Consider the following 17,295-nt stretch of genomic DNA (forward strand, 5'->3'; position numbering starts at 1 on the left):
TTTGCGAAAGGGATCGTGCCCGTGCAGCGTCTGATGCTTGGCCCGAGCGACGGCGTGCCCAATAACCCGGTGCTGCCGGTGCGCCTGTATCGCGCGGTGACGGACGATCCCGACCGCGCCTCGGCGTTCGAGGCCATGTTCGCCGCGCATGGCTGGTCGCCCGAGTGGCGCGACGGCGTGTTCGACTATCACCACTATCACTCGACCGCGCACGAGGTGCTGGGCTGCTTCGCCGGGCAGGCGACGCTGACGATCGGAGGGCCCGGTGGCGAGACGATCGACGTCACCGCGGGCGACGCGCTGATGCTCCCTGCGGGCACCGGCCACCGATGCGAGAGGGCGAGCGACGACTTCGCGATCGTGGGTGCCTACCCCGCCGGGCAGGACTGGGATGTGGTGACGAAGCCCGCCGACGACGCGATCCGCGCCCGCATCGCCGCGGTGCCCCTGCCCGCGCGTGACCCGGTAACGGGCGGGGACTTTTAGGCCGGGACCGCCACCTCGTAGTTCGCGGTCGTCTTGGCCGCGACTTCCTCCGCCGTCACGCCGGGCGCCAGTTCGATCAGGCGGAAGGGGCTGTCATGATCGGCGCGCTGAAAAACGGCGAGGTCGGTGACGATCATGTCGACCACGTTGCGGCCCGTCAGCGGCAGGGTGCAGGCGGGGATGAACTTGGGGCTGCCGTCCTTGGCATTATGCTCCATCACGACGATGATCTTCTTGACCCCGGCGACGAGGTCCATCGCGCCGCCCATGCCCTTGATCATCTTGCCGGGGATCATCCAGTTGGCGATGTCGCCGCCCTCCGACACTTCCATCGCGCCGAGCACGGTCAGGTCGATATGCCCGCCGCGAATCATCGCGAAGCTGTCGGCCGAGCTGAAATAGACCGAGTGCGGCAGCTCGCTGATCGTCTGCTTCCCCGCGTTGATGAGGTCGGGGTCCTCCTCGCCCGCGAACGGGAACGGGCCGATGCCGAGCATCCCGTTCTCCGATTGGAGCGTCACCGTCACGCCATCGGGAATGTGGTTCGCGACCAGCGTCGGGATGCCGATGCCGAGATTGACGTAGAAGCCGTCGCGCAGCTCGCGCGCGGCGCGCGCCGCCATGTCGTCGCGTGTCCAGGGCATCAGTTGAGCTTCCCTTCTTCAATCGTGTCGAGATCGCCGATCTGGTCGCGCAGCTCCGAAAAGGTGCCGTCGACGATCCGCTGCAATGCTTCGTCCTCGTCGAGGTCCCAGGCCTGAGCATAGGCGCGCGCGGCGTGGCGGATGGTGTCGCCCATCAGATAGCCGAAGACGGTCGGGTCCTCGAGCACCGCCGCGTCAATCCAGACGCTGCTGCCCGCGCCGTCGGTGACCCAGATGCGCGCGACCTCCGCCGATTCGTCGGTCAGCGTGTCGCCGTTTTCCAGCTTGATCGCGTTCCTGGGCTCGCTCACGGCTCGGGACTCCAGCGCTTGTCGACGGGGAACAGGTCGTCGACGCCGGCACCTTCCCAGGCACCATAGAGTGCATTGGGGATCAGGAACCAGCCATTGCCCCATAGTGCATCAAGCGTTGGGCTCTGCGCCAGCGTGCGGCGGGCCGACGGGGTCAATGCCCTGTCGTTGAAGGCGTCGGCGAAGTCGCCCAGATTGTCGCCCGCCATCGCGATGACGCAGTAGCGCGCGTCGATCGCCGCGCGTCGCGGGTCCTTGGCCGAACCCGGCGCGACGTCGCCCTTCAGGTACAAGGTCTCGCCCGGCACCGCCCCCGCGATCCCGACCGAGGCGAGCGCCGCGGCCGTCGGCACGGCGGCCGAGCGATCGCGGTTCGAGTTGAAGACGACCGTCAGGCCCGCCGCGCGGATCGCGGCGATCGCCGCGACCACGCCGGGCACCGCCTCGACCTTCGCGGCACCGCCCTGTTCCCACCTGGCCCAGCGCGCGGAGTCGAAGGGCGGATCGCCACGTACTGCGCTGTCATAGTTGGCGCCGGTGTTGAGCAGCACCGTCTCGTCGATGTCATAGACCACCGCGCGCGGGCGATTGCCGCATTCGGCGAAGCGCGGCGCGGCAGGCGTCGAACCGGGCGCGAGCACGACGCTCGACGCCGGCCCCCTTGCATGTGCCACGGCGAACTCCGCCATCGCCCGGTGCGTCGCCGCCGAGAGCACCGCCGCCTCGCCCGAACCCAGCTGCCAGCGATACTGCCGCCCCGGCTGCGTGGGCGCGCTCGTCGCAGCCGGCGGCGGCGTCGCCGCGCACGCCGACAGCGCGAGCGCCGCGGTCAGGGCCGCGGGGCGAATCACGCCGCCGCCCGCTCGCGCACGGTACGGAACTCGATCTTCTTGTCGTAAGGCGCGCCGACGATCATCCGCTTCACATAGATGCCGGGCAGGTGGATCGCGTCGGGGTCGAGGCTGCCGACCGGCACCACTTCCTCGACCTCGGCGACGCAGATGTTCGCGGCGGTCGCCATCGGCTGGTTGAAGTTGCGCGCAGTCTTGCGGAAGATGAGGTTGCCCATCTCGTCCGCCTTCCATCCCTTGATGATGGCGAGGTCGGCGCGGATGCCGCGCTCGAGGATATATTCCTCGCCGTCGAAGACCTTCACTTCCTTGCCCTCTGCCACTTTCGTGCCGACGCCGGTCTTGGTGTAGAAGCCGGGGATCCCCGCCCCGCCCGCGCGGCAGCGTTCGGCCAGCGTCCCCTGCGGACAGAACTCGACCTCCAGCTCGCCGGCCAGATACTGGCGCTCGAACTCCTTGTTCTCGCCGACATAGGACGAGATCATCTTCTTCACCTGGCGCGTGCGCAGCAGCTTGCCGAGGCCTTCATTATCGATGCCGGCATTGTTGCTGGCGATCGTCAGGTCCTTCACCCCCGAGTCGCGGATCGCGTCGATCAACCGCTCGGGAATGCCGCACAGGCCGAAGCCGCCCGCGCAGATCGTCATCCCGTCGTGCAGCAGGCCAGCGAGCGCGGCGGCGGCGTCGGGGTAGAGCTTCTGCATGGACGGTCCCTCTCTCGGCGATGGTGCGTGCTGCCTACAAAGGCGGCGGGGACGGCGCAATCGTTGCCGCAACGCTCGGGCCATGCCTAACCTGTGTGATGACTACCGATTCGCTGCCCGCCGCGCTTGCACTTGTCGGGTCGGGGCGCCAGGTGCCGCCGCGCGTCGGCGAGGCGATCGAGCTGCTGCTCGGCCGGCGCGAGCTGCACCTGCAACAGCCCTCGATGTTCTATTATCCGGGCCTTGCCCAGCGCGCCTTTTTCGAGCGCGCCGAGTTCGACTGGGTGCCCGCGGTCGAGGCGGCGATCGCGGCGATCCGCGACGAGCTGGCGGCGCTACTGGCGGGGGATGAGGCCTTCGCGCCTTATGTCAAATCTGATCCCGACCAGCCTGCGCTCGCCAACCACCTGCTCGACGATCCCGCCTGGGGCGCGGTGCACCTGTTCGAGGGGGGCCGCCCGCACCCCGTCCATGCCGCGCGCTGTCCGGCAACGATGGCGGCGCTTCGCCAAGCGCCGCAGCCGGCGATCGGCACCCGCTCGCCGATGGCGCTTTTCTCGCGGCTGAAGCCTGGCACGCACATCCGGCCGCACCACGGCGTCTTCAACACGCGGCTGATCTGCCACCTGCCGCTCGTCGTGCCTGAGGGTTGCGGTATCCGGGTCGGCACCGACACGCGCGAATGGCGCGAGGGCGAGCTCCTGATCTTCGACGACAGCTTCGAGCACGAGGCGTGGAATCGTGGGAGCAGCGACAGGGTGGTGCTGTTGTTCGAGGTCTGGCGGCCCGACATCGGCGCCGAGGAACGCGCGGCGCTGACGGCGCTGCTCGGCGCGGTCGAGTCGCACGGGATCGCGGCGGAGGCTTGAAGGAGAAGCGGAATTGCGGAGCCAAGCTCGGGATGTCGGGAGCATGAGAAACTCTCCCATGACTTAAACCCGGACTTGATCGCGGGTCCCACTTCTTCCGCGTTCTACCCGCAGCCGGGATGACGGAAACCGCAATCCAGCCTAAGCCTCTTTCAAAGTTACGGGAGAGACATTCCATGCCCCTTCGCAACGGCGGCCGCATCCTCGTCGACAATCTGGTGCGCCAAGGCTGCGACCGGCTGTTCCAGGTGCCTGGCGAGAGCTTTCTCGCGGTGCTCGACGCGCTGGTCGATGAGCCCGCGATCGACGTGGTGACGTGCCGGCAGGAGGGCGGCGTCACGTTCATGGCGTCTGCCGACGGCAAGATGACGGGGCGGCCGGGCATCGCCTTCGTCACGCGCGGACCGGGGGCGACCAACGCCTCGATCGGCGTCCATGTGGCGATGCAGGACTCGCTGCCGATGATCCTGTTCATCGGCGATATCGACCGCGGTACCCGTCACCGCGAGGCGTTTCAGGAGATCGATTTCGAGGCGATGTTCGCGCCGGTCGCCAAATGGGCGGCGCGGATCGATGACGCTGCGCGTATCCCCGAATATGTCGCGCGCGCCTATGCCACCGCGATGAACGGGCGGCCCGGCCCGGTGGTGCTCGCGCTCCCGGAGGACATGCTGCTGGATGAGGTGGAGGCCGAGGATCGCCCGCGCGTCGAGAAGCTGCGCCAGGCGCCCGATCCGCAGGCGATGGACCGCCTTGCCGACCTCATTCGCGGAGCCGAGCGGCCGGTCGCGATCGTCGGCGGCGCGGGCTGGTGCGACGGCACCGCAAGCGCCTTTGCCAGCGCGGCCGCGCGGATCGGCCTCCCCGTCGCGGCGGCGTTCCGCCAGCAGGATTCGGTCCCGAACGACATGCCGGTCTATGCGGGCAATCTCGGCTATGGCCCCTGCCCGCTCCTCCCCAAGCGGATCAAGGAAGCCGATCTGCTGATCGTCGTCGGCGCACGGATGGGAGAGGCGACGACCGACGGCTATACGCTGGTGACGCCCGACCATCCGGGCCAAACGCTGGTCCATGTTCACCCCGACCCGACCGAGCTCAATCGCGTCTATCGCACCGACCTTCCCATTTGTGCGGACATGCGCAGCTTCGCGCGCGCGCTCGATGCGCTGGAGGGCCTGCCGCAGTTCGACAGCGGCGCGGCCGCCCACGCCGAATGGCTGGGCTGGTCCGACCCGCAACCCCGCGACGGCGTGGCGATGGACCTCGGCCCCTGCGTGAAGACGATGCGCGAGGCGCTGCCCGCCGACACGATGATCTGCAACGGCGCGGGCAATTTCTCGGGCTGGTGGCACCGCTACTGGCGCTATTCGGGGCCGTGCAGCCAGCTCGCGCCCACTGCCGGCGCGATGGGTTACGGCACACCGGCCGCGATCGCGGCGGCGCTACGCTACCCCGGTCGCACCGTGGCGGCGATCGCGGGCGACGGCGATTTCCTGATGAACGGGCAGGAACTGGCGACTGCGGTACAGCATGGCGCGAACCTGATCGTCCTCGTCGTCGACAATGGCGGCTACGGCACGATCCGCATGCATCAGGAGCGCGAGTTTCCCGGCCGCGTCTCGGCCACTCGCCTCTCCAACCCCGACTTCGCCGCGCTCGCGCGCGCCTACGGCGCCACCGCCGAGACGATCGACCGGACCGAGGATTTCGCCCCTGCGCTCGACCGGGCAAAGGCGGCGAGCGGCGTTCGCCTGATCCACATCCGCACCGATATCGAGGTCATCAACTTCTCGACCACAATTGCGGCGCTGCGGGCGCGGTAATCATCAAGACCTCTTCCGGCATCCAGAGGGAAACCGCGCGCGGGGGCGGCGGGGTCTCCGCGGTCGGCAACGGGCAAATCCCTCCACCAGCCTTCGGCTGACCCCTTCCCGTGCCGGGGTGCCCAAACACAAAACGGCCGCGCGTCACAAGACGAGCGGCCGCTTCTTCAAGTCAAAGTAACGGGCTTGTCAGACCTTGTCGCCGAGCGCGCCCTTGACCGATCCGCCGAGCTGCTGCGCCTTGCCCTTTGCCTCCTGTGCGGCGCCATCGGCCTGCGTCTCAGGATTGGTCGAATTCTGCTTGGCCTTGCCAATGGCTTCGTTGACGTTGCCCTTGATCTTGTCGATCATCTCGCCCATCGAAAATCTCCTTACGCGATACGGCAACAACATTTGCGCCGTTCATCATAAAGAACGGTTCGACAGGTCGGCAGTTCCAATCTAGATCAATCCGGCGAGCGGGCTCGACGGATCGGCATAGCGGCGTTTGGCCATGCGCCCTGCACGATAGCTCATCCGGCCGGCCTCGACCGCGGCCTTCATCGCCGCGGCCATCAGGATCGGGTCCTTCGCCTCGGCGATCGCGGTGTTCATGAGCACACCGTCGCAGCCAAGCTCCATCGCGCGCGCCGCGTCCGACGCCTGACCGACGCCCGCGTCGACGAGCACCGGCACCTTGGCGCCCTCGACAATCAGGCGGATCGTCACTTCGTTCTGGATGCCGAGGCCAGAGCCGATCGGCGCGCCCAGCGGCATGATCGCGACCGCGCCCGCCTCTTCGAGCTGCTTCGCCGCGATCGGATCGTCGGTGCAATAGACCATCGGCTTGAAGCCCTCGCGCACCAGCACCTCGGTCGCGGTCAGCGTCTCGCGCATGTTCGGATAGAGCGTGCGCGCCTCGCCCAGCACCTCCAGCTTGACGAGGTCCCAGCCCCCCGCCTCGCGCGCCAGCCGCAGCGTGCGGATCGCGCTGTCGGCATCGAAGCAGCCGGCGGTGTTCGGCAAGTAGGTGACGCGCTTGGGGTCGATATAGTCGGTCAGCATCGGCGCGTTCGGATCGCTGACGTTCACCCGGCGGACGGCGACGGTGACGATCTCCGCGCCCGACGCCTCGACCGCGGCGGCGTTCTGGGCGAAATCCTTGTACTTGCCCGTCCCGACGATCAGCCGTGAGCGGAAGGTGCGGCCCGCCACGGTCCAGCTGTCGTCCTGCACCGGCGCGCCATGATCGCCGCCACCGACGAAGTGGACGATCTCCAGCTCGTCGCCGTCCTCGACCCGCACTTGCGCGAGCGTCGAGCGCGGCACGACCTCCAGATTGCGCTCGACCGCGACCTTGTCGGGCACGAGGCCGAGTTCGCTTGCCAGTTCGGCCAGCGTCAGTCCGTCCTTCACGCGCTTGTGCTCGCCGTTGACGCGGATCGAGATGGTGCCGTCGCTGTGCATCGCCGTCCTTCGATTTCGTTAGCCTCGCGAACCAAGTCTCGACTTGAGACGGTGGGTGCGGGTATGAAGGCGCTCGATCTAGGCGCCGTCCGCCGCGCCCGCAACCGGAAGCGCCGATGGCCGAACTCGTCTATGTCCTCAATGGGCCGAACCTCAACCTGCTCGGCACGCGCGAGCCGGAGATTTACGGATCCGACACGCTCGACGACATTGCCGGGATGCTCGAGGATCGCGCCCGCGAACTGGGGCTGGAAGTCGAGGTACGCCAGTCGAACCACGAAGGACACTTGGTCGACTGGCTGCACGAGGCGCAGGCGGAGGGGGCGAAGGCGGTGCTCCTCAACGCCGCCGCTTTCACCCACACCTCGGTGGCGCTGCTCGACGCGATCAAGGCGATCCGGGTGCCGGTGATCGAGGTCCACTTGTCCAGTCCGCACAAGCGCGAGCCGTTTCGCCACAAAAGCTATGTCGGCATGGGCGCGCACGGCACCATCGCCGGCTTCGGCGCGCAGAGCTACCTCCTCGCGCTTGAAGCGGCAGCACGGCTGGCCTAAAGGGCCGCACTTTTACTGGGAAGCAACAGTCGCATGGCCGAAGAGAGCGAAGACAAGCGCCACATGCGTGTCGATATCGAACTGGTCCGGCAGCTGGCCGGCGTGCTCGACGAGACGCAACTGACCGAGATCGAGGTCGAGGACGGCGAACGCCGCGTCCGCGTCGCGCGCGAAGTCACCGTCGCGCCGATGATGCAGGCTGCGCCTGCCTATGCCCCCGCGCTGCCGCACGCGCCCCAGCCGGTCGCAGCCGCGCCAGCGCCCGCGGAAACCGGCGCCTCGGCACCCGCCAGCACCGCCAATGCCGTCAAGTCGCCGATGGTCGGGACCGCCTATCTCGCCGCGGAGCCGGGCGCCAAGCCGTTCGCGGCGTTGGGACAACAGGTCGCGGCGGGTGATACGCTGCTCATCATCGAGGCGATGAAGGTGATGAATCCGATCATCGCGCCCGCCGCGGGCACCGTCACCCAGGTGCTGGTCGAGAACGGCCAGCCCGTCGAGTTCGACCAGCCGCTGATCGTCGTCAGCTAAGATGCCCGAGATCAAGAAGCTCCTGATCGCCAATCGCGGCGAGATTGCGCTGCGCATCCACCGCGCGTGCCACGAGATGGGGATCAAGACTGTCGCGGTGCACTCGACCGCCGATGCCGACGCGATGCATGTGCGCCTCGCCGACGAGGCGATCTGCATCGGCCCGCCGCCCGCGGGCGAGAGCTACCTCAACATCCCCAATATCATCTCGGCCGCCGAGATCTCGGGCGCGGACGCGATCCATCCGGGCTATGGCTTCCTATCGGAGAACGCCAAGTTCGCCGAGATCGTCGAGCTCCACAACATCCTGTTCGTGGGCCCGAAGCCCGAGCATATCCGCGTGATGGGCGACAAGGTGGAGGCCAAGCGCACCGCCGGCGCACTCGGCCTGCCGCTCGTCCCCGGCTCCGACGGCGCGGTCAGCGACATCGCTGAGGCGAAGGCGATCGCCGAGCGGATCGGCTATCCGGTCATCATCAAGGCCGCGAGCGGCGGCGGCGGGCGCGGCATGAAGGTCTGCAACGCTCCCGACCAGCTCGAAACGCTGATGCAGCAGGCCGGCAGCGAGGCGAAGGCCGCGTTCGGCGACGCCACCGTCTATATCGAGAAATATCTCGGCAATCCGCGCCATATCGAGTTCCAGGTGTTCGGCGACGGCGAAGGCAACGCCATTCATCTGGGCGAGCGCGACTGCTCGCTCCAGCGCCGTCACCAGAAGGTGCTCGAGGAAGCGCCCTCGCCCGTCCTGTCGGCCGAGGATCGCGCGCGGATGGGCGGCATCGTCGCCAAGGCGATGGCCGACATGGGCTATCGCGGCGCGGGGACGATCGAGTTCCTGTGGGAAAACGGCGAGTTCTACTTCATCGAGATGAACACTCGCCTTCAGGTCGAGCACCCGGTGACCGAGATGATCACCGGCGTCGACCTGGTCCGCGAACAGATCCGCGTCGCCGAGGGGCATGGCCTGTCGGTCCGCCAGGAGGACATTCGCTTCACCGGCCATGCGATCGAATGTCGCATCAATGCCGAGGATGCCCGCACCTTCGCCCCCTCGCCGGGCCTCGTCAGCTACTTTCACGCGCCGGGCGGCATGCATGTGCGCGTCGATAGCGGGCTCTACGCCGGCTATCGCATCCCGCCCTATTACGACTCGATGATCGCCAAGCTGATCGTCTATGGCCGCACCCGCGAGGGCTGCCTGATGCGCCTGCGCCGCGCGCTCGAGGAGTTCGTGGTGGAGGGCGTCAAGACGACGATCCCGCTGCACCAGGCACTGCTCGACGATCCCGAGTTCCAGGCGGGCGACTATACGATCAAGTGGCTGGAGGAATGGCTCGCCCGCGAGGGATAAGCCGCATGGATCGTCCGGCGCCTCCAGCGGTTGGCGCCGGATGACCGACGTCACCCCCGCCGACTGTTCCTTCCTCGAACGCGCGATCGAGCTCGCCGCCGAAGCGGATGCGGCCGGCGACCATCCGTTCGGCTCGCTGCTCGTCGATGCCGATGGCAACATCCTCGCCGAGGATCGCAACCGCGCGGTCAGCGTCGATCCGACGCGGCACCCGGAGATTGCGCTCGCGCGCTGGGCCGCGCACCACCTTGACGAGGCAGCGCGCCGGTCGGCGACACTCTATACCTCGACCGAGCATTGCCCGATGTGCGCCGCCGCGCATGGTTGGGTCGGCCTTGGCCGCATCGTCTATGCAAGTTCCGCCGAACAGCTGGCGACATGGCTGGCCGAGGCGGGCGCCGATCCCGCACCGGTGCGAGCGCTACCGATCGGCGAGGTCCTGCACGGCACGTCGGTCGCAGGGCCCTGGGCGGACGCGGCCGAGCGCCTGCGACGGCTGCATCAGGACAATTATCGCCGCCGCGAGGACTGACCTCGCCTCACCTCACCCCCGCGGCATCGACCCTTCGATCCGCGCGATCCGTTCGACCTCGCCCGCATTCTGCGCACGCGCGTCGGCGAGCAGCGCCTCGAGCGCCGGATAGGGCGGCTTGCCCTCGGCGGCCCGGTCGATCGCCAGCTTCTCGACATCGGCGAGTGCGCCCGCGGTGCCGCTGCGCAGCGCGTCGAGATCGGCGAGCGCCACTTGCGCGGCGATCCACGGCTCACTCCCCGCTGCCGCCCCCTCGGCGCGCGCCGCCAGCCGCTCGGCCTCACCCGCCTTGTCGGCGAAGGTAGACGCGGCAGTGGCAAGCGCCGCCTTGGCTCGGGCGACCTCGCCATCGAGCGCCGCGTCGGGGGTGGCCACCGGCGCGGGCCGGGGGGCCGGATCGGCAAAGCCCCGCTTCTCGATCGGTCGTGGCAGCAACGAGGGATAGCCCCCCTCCTGCGGCGCGGCACAGGCGGTGAGCAGACAGGCAGCTGCAAGAACTGGAGGGAAGCGCATCATCGCCCAACGCCTAGGCCGCCGATTTTTTGCACGCAACAGGGTTGCGCGGTTCGCCAACCCCCGTTAGAGGCCCCCTCCTACCGCGCGCCCGTAGCTCAGCTGGATAGAGCATCAGACTACGAATCTGAGGGTCGGACGTTCGAATCGTTCCGGGCGCGCCAAAACTTCTCACGCAGCAAGGCCTTAGACGCCTATGGGACCTGCCTGGATGGCGGGTCTCCATCGATATGTCCCTTCCAAGTCTCGGGCGAAAAGACGCTCGGCGGCGCCAGTTTCGCTCTCTCGAAACTTCAATCTGCTCGCGTTGAATTACGCGAAGATTGGCTGAACCTTGGGCGCGATCAGGCGGGCGGGAGTTCGACGCGCACCAGGGTGCCGCCGTCCGGCGCGCCGAGGATCGCAACCTTGCCGCGATGGCGCTCGACAACCTGCTGGACCAGATGCAGCCCCAGCCCGGTGCCGGTCGAGCGGGGGCGCAGCCGATGGAAGGGCTCGAAGACGCGCTCGCGCTCGTCGGGCGGGATGCCCGGCCCGTCATCCTCGACTTCGAACCCGTCCGGCGTCACGCGCACGATCGCGTTTCGGCCGCCGTGATCGATGGCGTTCTGGACAAGATTGACGATGACCCGCTCGATCGCGCCCGCATCGCCGCGGACGGTCGGCTCCCCCTCGACGATCAACTGGATCGTGCGGGACGAAGCGATCAGGAGCGGGGCAAGGTCGGCCACCGCGTGCCGTGCCAGGCCGGCAAGGTCGAACCGCTCGTCCAGGCTCCCGCCATCGAGGCGCTGGAGATCGAGCAACTGCTCGGCAACGTTGCCCAGCCGGGCGACATCGCTCGCCAGGCGCCGCGTCGCCGGATCGTCGGCTGCCTCGACCTTGGCGCGAAGAATGGCGATTGGCGTCCGCAATTCATGCGCGGCCGACGCGATGAAGCGCTGCTGGCGGGCATAGCCCTCGTCCAGCCGGGCGAGTGCGTCGTTCACCGCGCGGACCAGCGGACCGATCTCGCGCGGGACGTGCTGCTCGTTGAGCCGAAGGCTGCGCTGGTTGGTGTCGATCCGTTCGGCCTCCGCGGCGACACGGGCGACCCCCGCCAGCGATCGCCGGACGATCCACGGCGTCACGATCAGCGAGATCGACGCCATCAGGAGGAAGATCGGGATCACGACGACGTTCGACGCCATGAAGACGACGAACGTGAGCTTGCTCACCCGGCCATGGCCGAGGATCGTCAACGGGCCAGCCGGCGACGTCTCGCGCCGGATCACCGCGGCAAGCCGATAGGGTGGGGTGGGGTCGCGGATCGCCGCATGGGCGAAGTCCGTCAGTCGCGCAGCGACCGAGCGATACTGCGCCGGCACGTCGCCGAAGGCGACCGACCGACCAGCATCGTCCTGGGCGACGAACCACAGGTCGGGCGCCTCGGCCCTCAGCGTGGCAAGCTCGGGCGTCGCCGTTACGGTCAGTCCGCCCCCCGGCCCGCGCGCGATCGCGCCGGCGATTACTTTGGTGATCCGCTCGTCGGCATAGGGGCCGCCGCTGTCCATGCGGATCGCCAGGCCAATGATGATCGCGCAGCACAGGAACACGGTGACGAACTGGAGGATCAACGGCTGGATGATGAGCGGCCGCTTAAGCGAAGGCTGCCTCGCCTTCATGTCGCTGCGCGCAGGAGGTAGCCGACCCCGCGAATGGCGTGGATCTCGACCTTGGCGCCCGCCTCGCCCAGCTTGCGGCGCAGGCGCGAGACATGGGAGTCCAGCGTGTTCGACTGCACTTCGTCGTCGAAACCGTAGACCGCCTGTTCCAGCGCCTCGCGCAGCACGGTTCGCCCGCGCCGCCGCACCAGCGCGGCCAGAACGAGCATTTCGCGCCGGATCAGCGGCAGGCGGACACCCTCGACGGTCGCCTCGTCGTTCGCCGGGTCGTAAACCAGCGCGCCGACATGGATCTGTTCCACCTCAAGCTCCGCCGGGCGGCGGCGAAGCGCACGGATGCGCGCCAGCATCTCCTCGAGCGCGAACGGCTTGACCAGATAGTCGTCGGCGCCGCCGTCGAGCCCGTCGACGCGATCGGCGATGGCGCCGCGCGCCGTGAGCACGATCACAGGCATCCCGGGACAACTGATCCGTAACGCCGGAATGAGCGACAATCCGTCGCCGTCGGGTAGCGTCCGATCGAGCAGTACCAGATCATAAGGTGCCGAGCGCACGGCTTCCTCGGCTATGCCGATGCGATCCGCATGATCGACGACGAAGCGCTCCCGCTCGAGCGCGGTTCGCAAGGTCGCCGCCAGTTCGGCCTCGTCCTCGACGAGCAGTATCCGCATGCAGGAACCTTGGATCATGCGTCGGACCGTCTCGGTCCGGCCGACGTCGATATAGTGATGATGAGGCCAGAAGCTTGCGCACGGCAGATTGCGTCAATCTTGTGCGACAGATCGAAAGCCGGAGCACCGCGCGGCGGCAAGCAGGGTCGCTGCGACCGCGAGACAAACGCGCACGATCGCCATAAACGTTCGCGATGCCGGTCCAAGAGGGAAGAAGGATGACGTCGCCGATCGAAATCGAAGCGCGCTATGATGTGGTTATCGTCGGTGGTGGCCACGGCGGCGCGCAATGTGCCATCGCCCTCCGGCAACTGGGGTTTGAGGGATCCATCGCGCTGATCGGCCGGGAAGCCGAGCTTCCCTACGAGCGGCCACCCTTGTCCAAAGAGTATCTGGCGGGTGAGAAGCCGTTCGAGCGCCTCCATATCCGACCCGCCGCCTTCTGGCAGGAGCGAGCGGTCCAGATGCGGCTGGGGGTCGAGGCGACGGCAGTCGATCCGACGGCGAAGCGGCTGTCGCTGTCGAGCGGGCAGTCGATCGGCTATGGCCAGCTCGTCTGGGCGGCGGGGGGCGATGCCCGCCGCCTTGACTGCCCGGGCACCGACCTGGCCGGCGTCCACACCGTCCGCACCCGCGCCGACTGCGATACGCTCGCCGACGAGATCGCCAGCGGCGCACGGCGGATCATCGTCGTCGGCGGCGGCTATATCGGGCTCGAGGCGGCGGCGGTGCTGCGCAAGCTTGGCTGCGCGGTTACGCTGCTCGAGGCGCTGCCGCGCGTCCTGGCACGCGTCGCCGGTCCCGACCTTTCCACCTTCTACGAAGCCGAGCATCGGCGACAGGGCGTCGACCTTCGCATCGGTGCCACGGTCGAGTGCCTGCTCGGCAACGAGCGCGTCGAGGGCGTGCGGCTGGCGAGCGGCGACATCCTGACCGCCGATGCGGTCGTGGTGGGCATCGGCATCGTCCCGGCAGTCGATCCGCTGATCGCCGCGGGCGCAGCCGGGTCGAACGGCGTCGACGTGGACGAGTACTGCCGCACCTCGCTGGCCGACATCTATGCCATCGGCGACTGCGCCGCCTTTGTCAGCGCCCATGCCGAAGGCACGCGGATCCGCGTCGAATCGGTCCAGAACGCCAACGACCAGGCGACTTGCGTCGCACGGGCGATCACGGGCGAGCCAGAAGCCTATGCCGCTTTCCCCTGGTTCTGGTCGAACCAGTACGACCTGCGCCTCCAGACTGCCGGGCTGTCGATCGGCCACGACCAGGCGGTGCTGCGCGGCGATCCCGCCGATCGCAGCTTCTCGGTCGCTTATCTGCGCAAAGGGCGCCTGATCGCGATCGACTGCGTCAACCGGACGAAGGATTATGTGCAGGGCCGCAAGCTGATCGAGGCGGGCGTGTCCCCCGATCCCGCCGCGCTTGCCGATGCCGCCGTAGCGCTGAAGGAACTGCTACCCGGCGGATAGGCACCTCGGAAAACGGGAAAACCCCGACCGGACTTGCCGATCGGGGTTCTCGCCATGCCGGCTCCGCTGTCCCGGCGGAGCGGCCGGGCCGGCGCCTTCCGCCCTCGTTCAAGGGGGGAGGCGGGCGGCGCCGGTTACGCTTTACTTCAGTGCCGGTCAGCTTAGCGGAGCAGCGACAGCACGCCCTGCTGCGACTGGTTGGCCTGCGCCAGCATCGCGGTCGAGGCCTGCGAGAGGATCTGCGCCTTGGCGAGCTGCGTCGTCTCGGCCGAGAAGTCGGCGTCCTCGATGCGGCTGCGCGCGTCGGTCAGGTTGGTCGCGTTCGTGGTCAGGTTGTTGACGACCGACTGGAGGCGGTTCTGGCCGGCACCCAGGCTGGCGCGGGTCGTGGCAACAGCGTCGAGCGCATCGTCGACCGTGTCGAGCACGGCCTGGGCGGCGGTGCCGTCGGCACCCGCGATGCTGGCAGCGCGCGCGGCAGTCAGGTCGAGCGCCGAGATGGTCAGGTCGATCTGATCCGTCGAACCTGCGCCCACCTGGATCGAGATCGTCACGTCTGCAGCGCCGAAGAGCGCCACGTCGTTGAACTTCGAATTGTCGATGATGTCGCCGATCTGCGCCGTCAGCTGGGTGACTTCGGTCTGCAGGTTCGTGCGATCGTCGGCGCTGTAGGTGCCCGACGAGGCCTGGACGGCCAGCTCACGGACGCGCTGCAGCATGTTGGTGACTTCGTTCAGCGCGCCGTCGGCAGTCTGCGCCAGCGAGATGCCGTCATTGGCATTGCGAACCGCCTGGTTCATGCCCTTGATCTGCGAGGTCATGCTCGATGCGATCGCAAGGCCGGCGGCGTCGTCCTTGGCCGAATTGATGCGCTTGCCGGTCGACAGGCGCTCCATCGACGAAGTCAGCGCCTGGCTCGCCGAGGTGGCGGCGTTCGCCGCGCGGAGCGAGCCGATGTTGGTTCCGATAACGGTCATTGTCCGATCTCCATAGTTCCCGGACCGCCCCTTGGCCCCCCCGAACGAAAACCTCGGGGCTGGGCAGTCAATCCGGGGAACGACCGCCGGGCGCCGGGCTTAAGCAAAAAATCGCTGGCCCCTCGCGCCGGCACGCGGACTCCGGCCCCGTGCGTACGCGGGGGATACAGGAGCGGAAAATTCTTGCCGCACCCGGCAGATTTTACCGGCCGTTAACTATCGAACGTGCAAAGCCGAGTCCTCAAGGGGGCCAAGTTCAATGTCGTCGATCATTCCGTCGCGCGCCGTGCAGCGCGACCATTTCCTGCTGCTTTCGATGCTGCGCACCGCCGGGCTCGATATCGCCGAGCCCGATTCGGCGCCCCGACCGGGCGACCGCTTCCTGGTCGCCGGGGGCGAGGCGATGGCGGTGCCCGCGCGCACGATGGTCGTCGCGGCGGGGCGCCAGACGGCGCGTCCGTTCGGCGACGGCACCGCCGCGATGGTCGGCTTCGCCACCGCTGACGCCGCAACGGGTGCCGGCTATGCTGCGGCCATGCTGCGTGGTGCCGAGGCGCCCGTCTCCGCCGATCCCGAGAGCATGGCGCTGTTCGCGCTGGCCGAGCGGGTCGGCCGCAGCGACATCACCGTCCTGATCGGCGGCCCCACCGGCACCGGCAAGGAAGTGCTTGCCCGCGCGATCCACCGCGCCTCCGACCGGCGCGAAGGCCCCTTCGTCGCAATCAACTGCGCCGCACTGCCCGAGACGATGCTCGAGGCGATGCTGTTCGGCCATACCAAGGGATCGTTCACCGGCGCCTCGTCGGGCGGCCAGGGCTTCTTCCGCGCGGCGAACGGCGGCACGCTGCTCCTCGACGAGATCGCCGAGATGCCGCTCGCCCTCCAGGCCAAGCTGCTCCGCGCGCTGCAGGAGCGCGAAGTCGTGCCGATCGGCGCGACCGAGCCCGAGAAGATCGACGTGCGCGTCATCGCCTGCGCCAATCGCGACCTTCAGGCCGAGGTGGCCGAGGGCCGCTTCCGCGCCGACCTCTACTACCGTCTCTCGGTCTTCCCGCTGACGACGCGCGCGCTGGCCGAGCGGCCCGCCGATGTCGCCGCGCTGGCAACCGCAATGATCGTCCGCCACGGCGGCGACCGCGCGGCGCTGCCCTGGCTGTCGGGTGAAGCGCTCGCCCGGCTTGAGGCGCACGACTGGCCGGGCAATGTCCGCGAGCTCGAGAACGTCATCCAGCGCGCACTGCTGCTGTCGGCGGGCGAGCGGATCGAGGCGGGCGACATCGTCTTCGACCGTCCCGCCGCGCCGCGCCTCGTCGCCAATGACGAGTGCGCAGGTGGGCGCAATGGCCGTCTGTCGAATATCGTCCAGATGCACGAGTTCCAGGCGATCCGCGACACGCTGGCCGCGTGCAACGGCAGCCGGATCGAAACCGCACGCCGCCTCGGCATCTCGGAGCGAACGCTGCGCTACCGCCTAGCCCGCCTGCGCGAACAGGGTGAACCCGCCGAGCGGAGGGCCACGGCATGAGCGTGTCGGGCGTCGGCGGCGCGATGAGCGTCGACCGGATCATGGCGATGCGCCAGCAGATCCTCGAGAAGAACCAGGCGCTGTCGCGTGCCGGCAGCGAGGTGGCGGTCCCCGCCCCGGCCGCCGCGCCCGCGCGGCCGGCCGTCACCGACTTCGCCTCGACCCTGGAAACGGCGCTCGGCCAGGTCAATCGTCAGCAGCACCAGGCAAGCGAGCTTTCCGCCGCCTATGAACGCGGCGAGACGATCGACATCGCCAAGGTGATGCTCGCCCGGCAGCAGGCCTCGGTCGGGTTCGAGGCCACGCTGCAAGTCCGCAACAAGCTGTTGTCCGCCTACAAGGACATCATGAGCATGCCGGTGTAACGCGCC

20 protein-coding genes and 1 tRNA gene are annotated in these 17,295 nt (G+C 68.4%); 11 read left to right on the forward strand and 10 right to left on the reverse strand.

All coding sequences use genetic code 11. The features are described 5' to 3' along the window. Nucleotides 1-21 precede the first annotated feature (21 nt). On the forward strand, nucleotides 22-486 hold the full coding sequence (locus tag COC42_RS06885) for a cupin domain-containing protein (RefSeq protein WP_245843906.1): 465 nt from the start codon (nucleotides 22-24) through the stop codon (nucleotides 484-486). Here COC42_RS06885 and COC42_RS06890 read toward each other — a convergent pair. From COC42_RS06890 to COC42_RS06905, 4 genes are read right to left on the reverse strand one after another with little or no spacing between them, the layout of a single operon-like run. Further along, on the reverse strand, nucleotides 483-1,130 hold the full coding sequence (locus tag COC42_RS06890; protein ID WP_096342425.1) for a CoA transferase subunit B: 648 nt from the start codon (nucleotides 1,128-1,130) through the stop codon (nucleotides 483-485). The genes COC42_RS06885 and COC42_RS06890 overlap by 4 nt on opposite strands. Continuing rightward, complete coding sequence (locus tag COC42_RS06895; protein WP_176484583.1) at nucleotides 1,130-1,441, reverse strand: DUF5076 domain-containing protein; 312 nt, start codon at nucleotides 1,439-1,441, stop codon at nucleotides 1,130-1,132. Before COC42_RS06895 ends, COC42_RS06890 begins: the two co-directional genes overlap by 1 nt. Then, nucleotides 1,438-2,292: an HAD family acid phosphatase gene (locus COC42_RS06900; RefSeq protein WP_245843907.1), complete on the reverse strand. Its 855-nt coding sequence runs from the start codon at nucleotides 2,290-2,292 to the stop codon at nucleotides 1,438-1,440. Before COC42_RS06900 ends, COC42_RS06895 begins: the two co-directional genes overlap by 4 nt. Next, a complete protein-coding gene (locus tag COC42_RS06905; protein WP_096342427.1) occupies nucleotides 2,289-2,996 on the reverse strand; it encodes a CoA transferase subunit A in 708 nt (235 codons plus the stop codon). The genes COC42_RS06900 and COC42_RS06905 overlap by 4 nt, the downstream gene beginning before the upstream one ends. Nucleotides 2,997-3,094: 98 nt before the next feature. Here COC42_RS06905 and COC42_RS06910 point away from each other — a divergent pair, with 98 nt between their 5' ends. Both COC42_RS06910 and COC42_RS06915 read left to right on the forward strand, forming a co-directional pair. Next, on the forward strand, nucleotides 3,095-3,865 hold the full coding sequence (locus COC42_RS06910) for an aspartyl/asparaginyl beta-hydroxylase domain-containing protein (RefSeq protein WP_245843908.1): 771 nt from the start codon (nucleotides 3,095-3,097) through the stop codon (nucleotides 3,863-3,865). Nucleotides 3,866-4,041: 176 nt separating this feature from the next. Further along, the gene (locus tag COC42_RS06915) at nucleotides 4,042-5,688 is read left to right on the forward strand and encodes a thiamine pyrophosphate-binding protein (protein WP_096342429.1); all 1,647 of its coding nucleotides are present in this window, start codon (nucleotides 4,042-4,044) and stop codon (nucleotides 5,686-5,688) included. A gap of 189 nt (nucleotides 5,689-5,877) precedes the next feature. Here the strand turns inward: COC42_RS06915 and COC42_RS06920 are convergent, their stop codons facing one another. Both COC42_RS06920 and thiS read right to left on the reverse strand, forming a co-directional pair. Beyond that, the gene (locus tag COC42_RS06920; protein ID WP_096342430.1) at nucleotides 5,878-6,048 is read right to left on the reverse strand and encodes a CsbD family protein; all 171 of its coding nucleotides are present in this window, start codon (nucleotides 6,046-6,048) and stop codon (nucleotides 5,878-5,880) included. Between the two features lie 81 nt (nucleotides 6,049-6,129). After that, nucleotides 6,130-7,134, reverse strand: a complete 1,005-nt coding sequence (gene thiS, locus COC42_RS06925; protein WP_096342431.1) for a sulfur carrier protein ThiS — start codon at nucleotides 7,132-7,134, stop codon at nucleotides 6,130-6,132. 116 nt (nucleotides 7,135-7,250) lie between these two features. Between thiS and aroQ the strand changes: the two genes are divergently transcribed. Genes aroQ through COC42_RS06945 form a run of 4 tightly spaced genes read left to right on the forward strand, consistent with a single transcriptional unit; the run spans nucleotide 7,251 to nucleotide 10,102 of the window. Then, nucleotides 7,251-7,688: a type II 3-dehydroquinate dehydratase gene (gene aroQ / locus COC42_RS06930; protein ID WP_096342432.1), complete on the forward strand. Its 438-nt coding sequence runs from the start codon at nucleotides 7,251-7,253 to the stop codon at nucleotides 7,686-7,688. A gap of 33 nt (nucleotides 7,689-7,721) precedes the next feature. Continuing rightward, nucleotides 7,722-8,219, forward strand: coding sequence for an acetyl-CoA carboxylase biotin carboxyl carrier protein (gene accB, locus COC42_RS06935; RefSeq protein WP_096342433.1), 498 nt, complete (start codon nucleotides 7,722-7,724; stop codon nucleotides 8,217-8,219). A 1-nt stretch (nucleotide 8,220) separates the two neighbouring features. Beyond that, nucleotides 8,221-9,570 carry an acetyl-CoA carboxylase biotin carboxylase subunit gene (gene accC, locus COC42_RS06940; RefSeq protein WP_096342434.1) on the forward strand — a complete coding sequence of 450 codons (1,350 nt, stop codon included), beginning with the start codon at nucleotides 8,221-8,223 and terminating at the stop codon, nucleotides 9,568-9,570. A 40-nt stretch (nucleotides 9,571-9,610) separates the two neighbouring features. Further along, nucleotides 9,611-10,102 (forward strand): nucleoside deaminase, encoded by a 492-nt coding sequence (locus tag COC42_RS06945; RefSeq protein ID WP_096342435.1) that lies wholly within the window; start codon nucleotides 9,611-9,613, stop codon nucleotides 10,100-10,102. Nucleotides 10,103-10,114: 12 nt separating this feature from the next. Here COC42_RS06945 and COC42_RS06950 read toward each other — a convergent pair whose 3' ends face one another. Then, complete coding sequence (locus COC42_RS06950) at nucleotides 10,115-10,618, reverse strand: hypothetical protein (RefSeq protein ID WP_141395796.1); 504 nt, start codon at nucleotides 10,616-10,618, stop codon at nucleotides 10,115-10,117. 84 nt (nucleotides 10,619-10,702) lie between these two features. Here COC42_RS06950 and COC42_RS06955 point away from each other — a divergent pair. Next, a tRNA-Arg gene (locus COC42_RS06955) sits at nucleotides 10,703-10,779 on the forward strand. Nucleotides 10,780-10,959: 180 nt separating this feature from the next. Here COC42_RS06955 and COC42_RS06960 read toward each other — a convergent pair. Together COC42_RS06960 and COC42_RS06965 are read right to left on the reverse strand one after the other, a co-directional pair. Beyond that, nucleotides 10,960-12,279 carry a sensor histidine kinase gene (locus COC42_RS06960; RefSeq protein WP_096342437.1) on the reverse strand — a complete coding sequence of 440 codons (1,320 nt, stop codon included), beginning with the start codon at nucleotides 12,277-12,279 and terminating at the stop codon, nucleotides 10,960-10,962. Next, nucleotides 12,276-12,950, reverse strand: coding sequence for a response regulator (locus tag COC42_RS06965; protein WP_096342438.1), 675 nt, complete (start codon nucleotides 12,948-12,950; stop codon nucleotides 12,276-12,278). Before COC42_RS06965 ends, COC42_RS06960 begins: the two co-directional genes overlap by 4 nt. Before the next feature lie 218 nt (nucleotides 12,951-13,168). Between COC42_RS06965 and COC42_RS06970 the strand changes: the two genes are divergently transcribed. After that, on the forward strand, nucleotides 13,169-14,422 hold the full coding sequence (locus COC42_RS06970) for an NAD(P)/FAD-dependent oxidoreductase (RefSeq protein ID WP_096342439.1): 1,254 nt from the start codon (nucleotides 13,169-13,171) through the stop codon (nucleotides 14,420-14,422). Nucleotides 14,423-14,583: 161 nt separating this feature from the next. Here COC42_RS06970 and COC42_RS06975 read toward each other — a convergent pair whose 3' ends face one another. Further along, nucleotides 14,584-15,399 carry a flagellin N-terminal helical domain-containing protein gene (locus COC42_RS06975; RefSeq protein WP_096342440.1) on the reverse strand — a complete coding sequence of 272 codons (816 nt, stop codon included), beginning with the start codon at nucleotides 15,397-15,399 and terminating at the stop codon, nucleotides 14,584-14,586. A 259-nt stretch (nucleotides 15,400-15,658) separates the two neighbouring features. Here COC42_RS06975 and COC42_RS06980 point away from each other — a divergent pair, with 259 nt between their 5' ends. Next, nucleotides 15,659-16,924: a sigma-54 interaction domain-containing protein gene (locus COC42_RS06980; protein WP_096342441.1), complete on the forward strand. Its 1,266-nt coding sequence runs from the start codon at nucleotides 15,659-15,661 to the stop codon at nucleotides 16,922-16,924. After that, entirely contained in the window at nucleotides 16,921-17,289 is a 369-nt protein-coding gene (fliE, locus tag COC42_RS06985; protein ID WP_096342442.1) for a flagellar hook-basal body complex protein FliE, read from the forward strand. Before COC42_RS06980 ends, fliE begins: the two co-directional genes overlap by 4 nt. Nucleotides 17,290-17,295 lie beyond the last annotated feature (6 nt).

It is taken from the genome of Sphingomonas spermidinifaciens (assembly GCF_002351485.1).
GTDB classification, from domain to species: domain Bacteria; phylum Pseudomonadota; class Alphaproteobacteria; order Sphingomonadales; family Sphingomonadaceae; genus Sphingomonas; species Sphingomonas spermidinifaciens.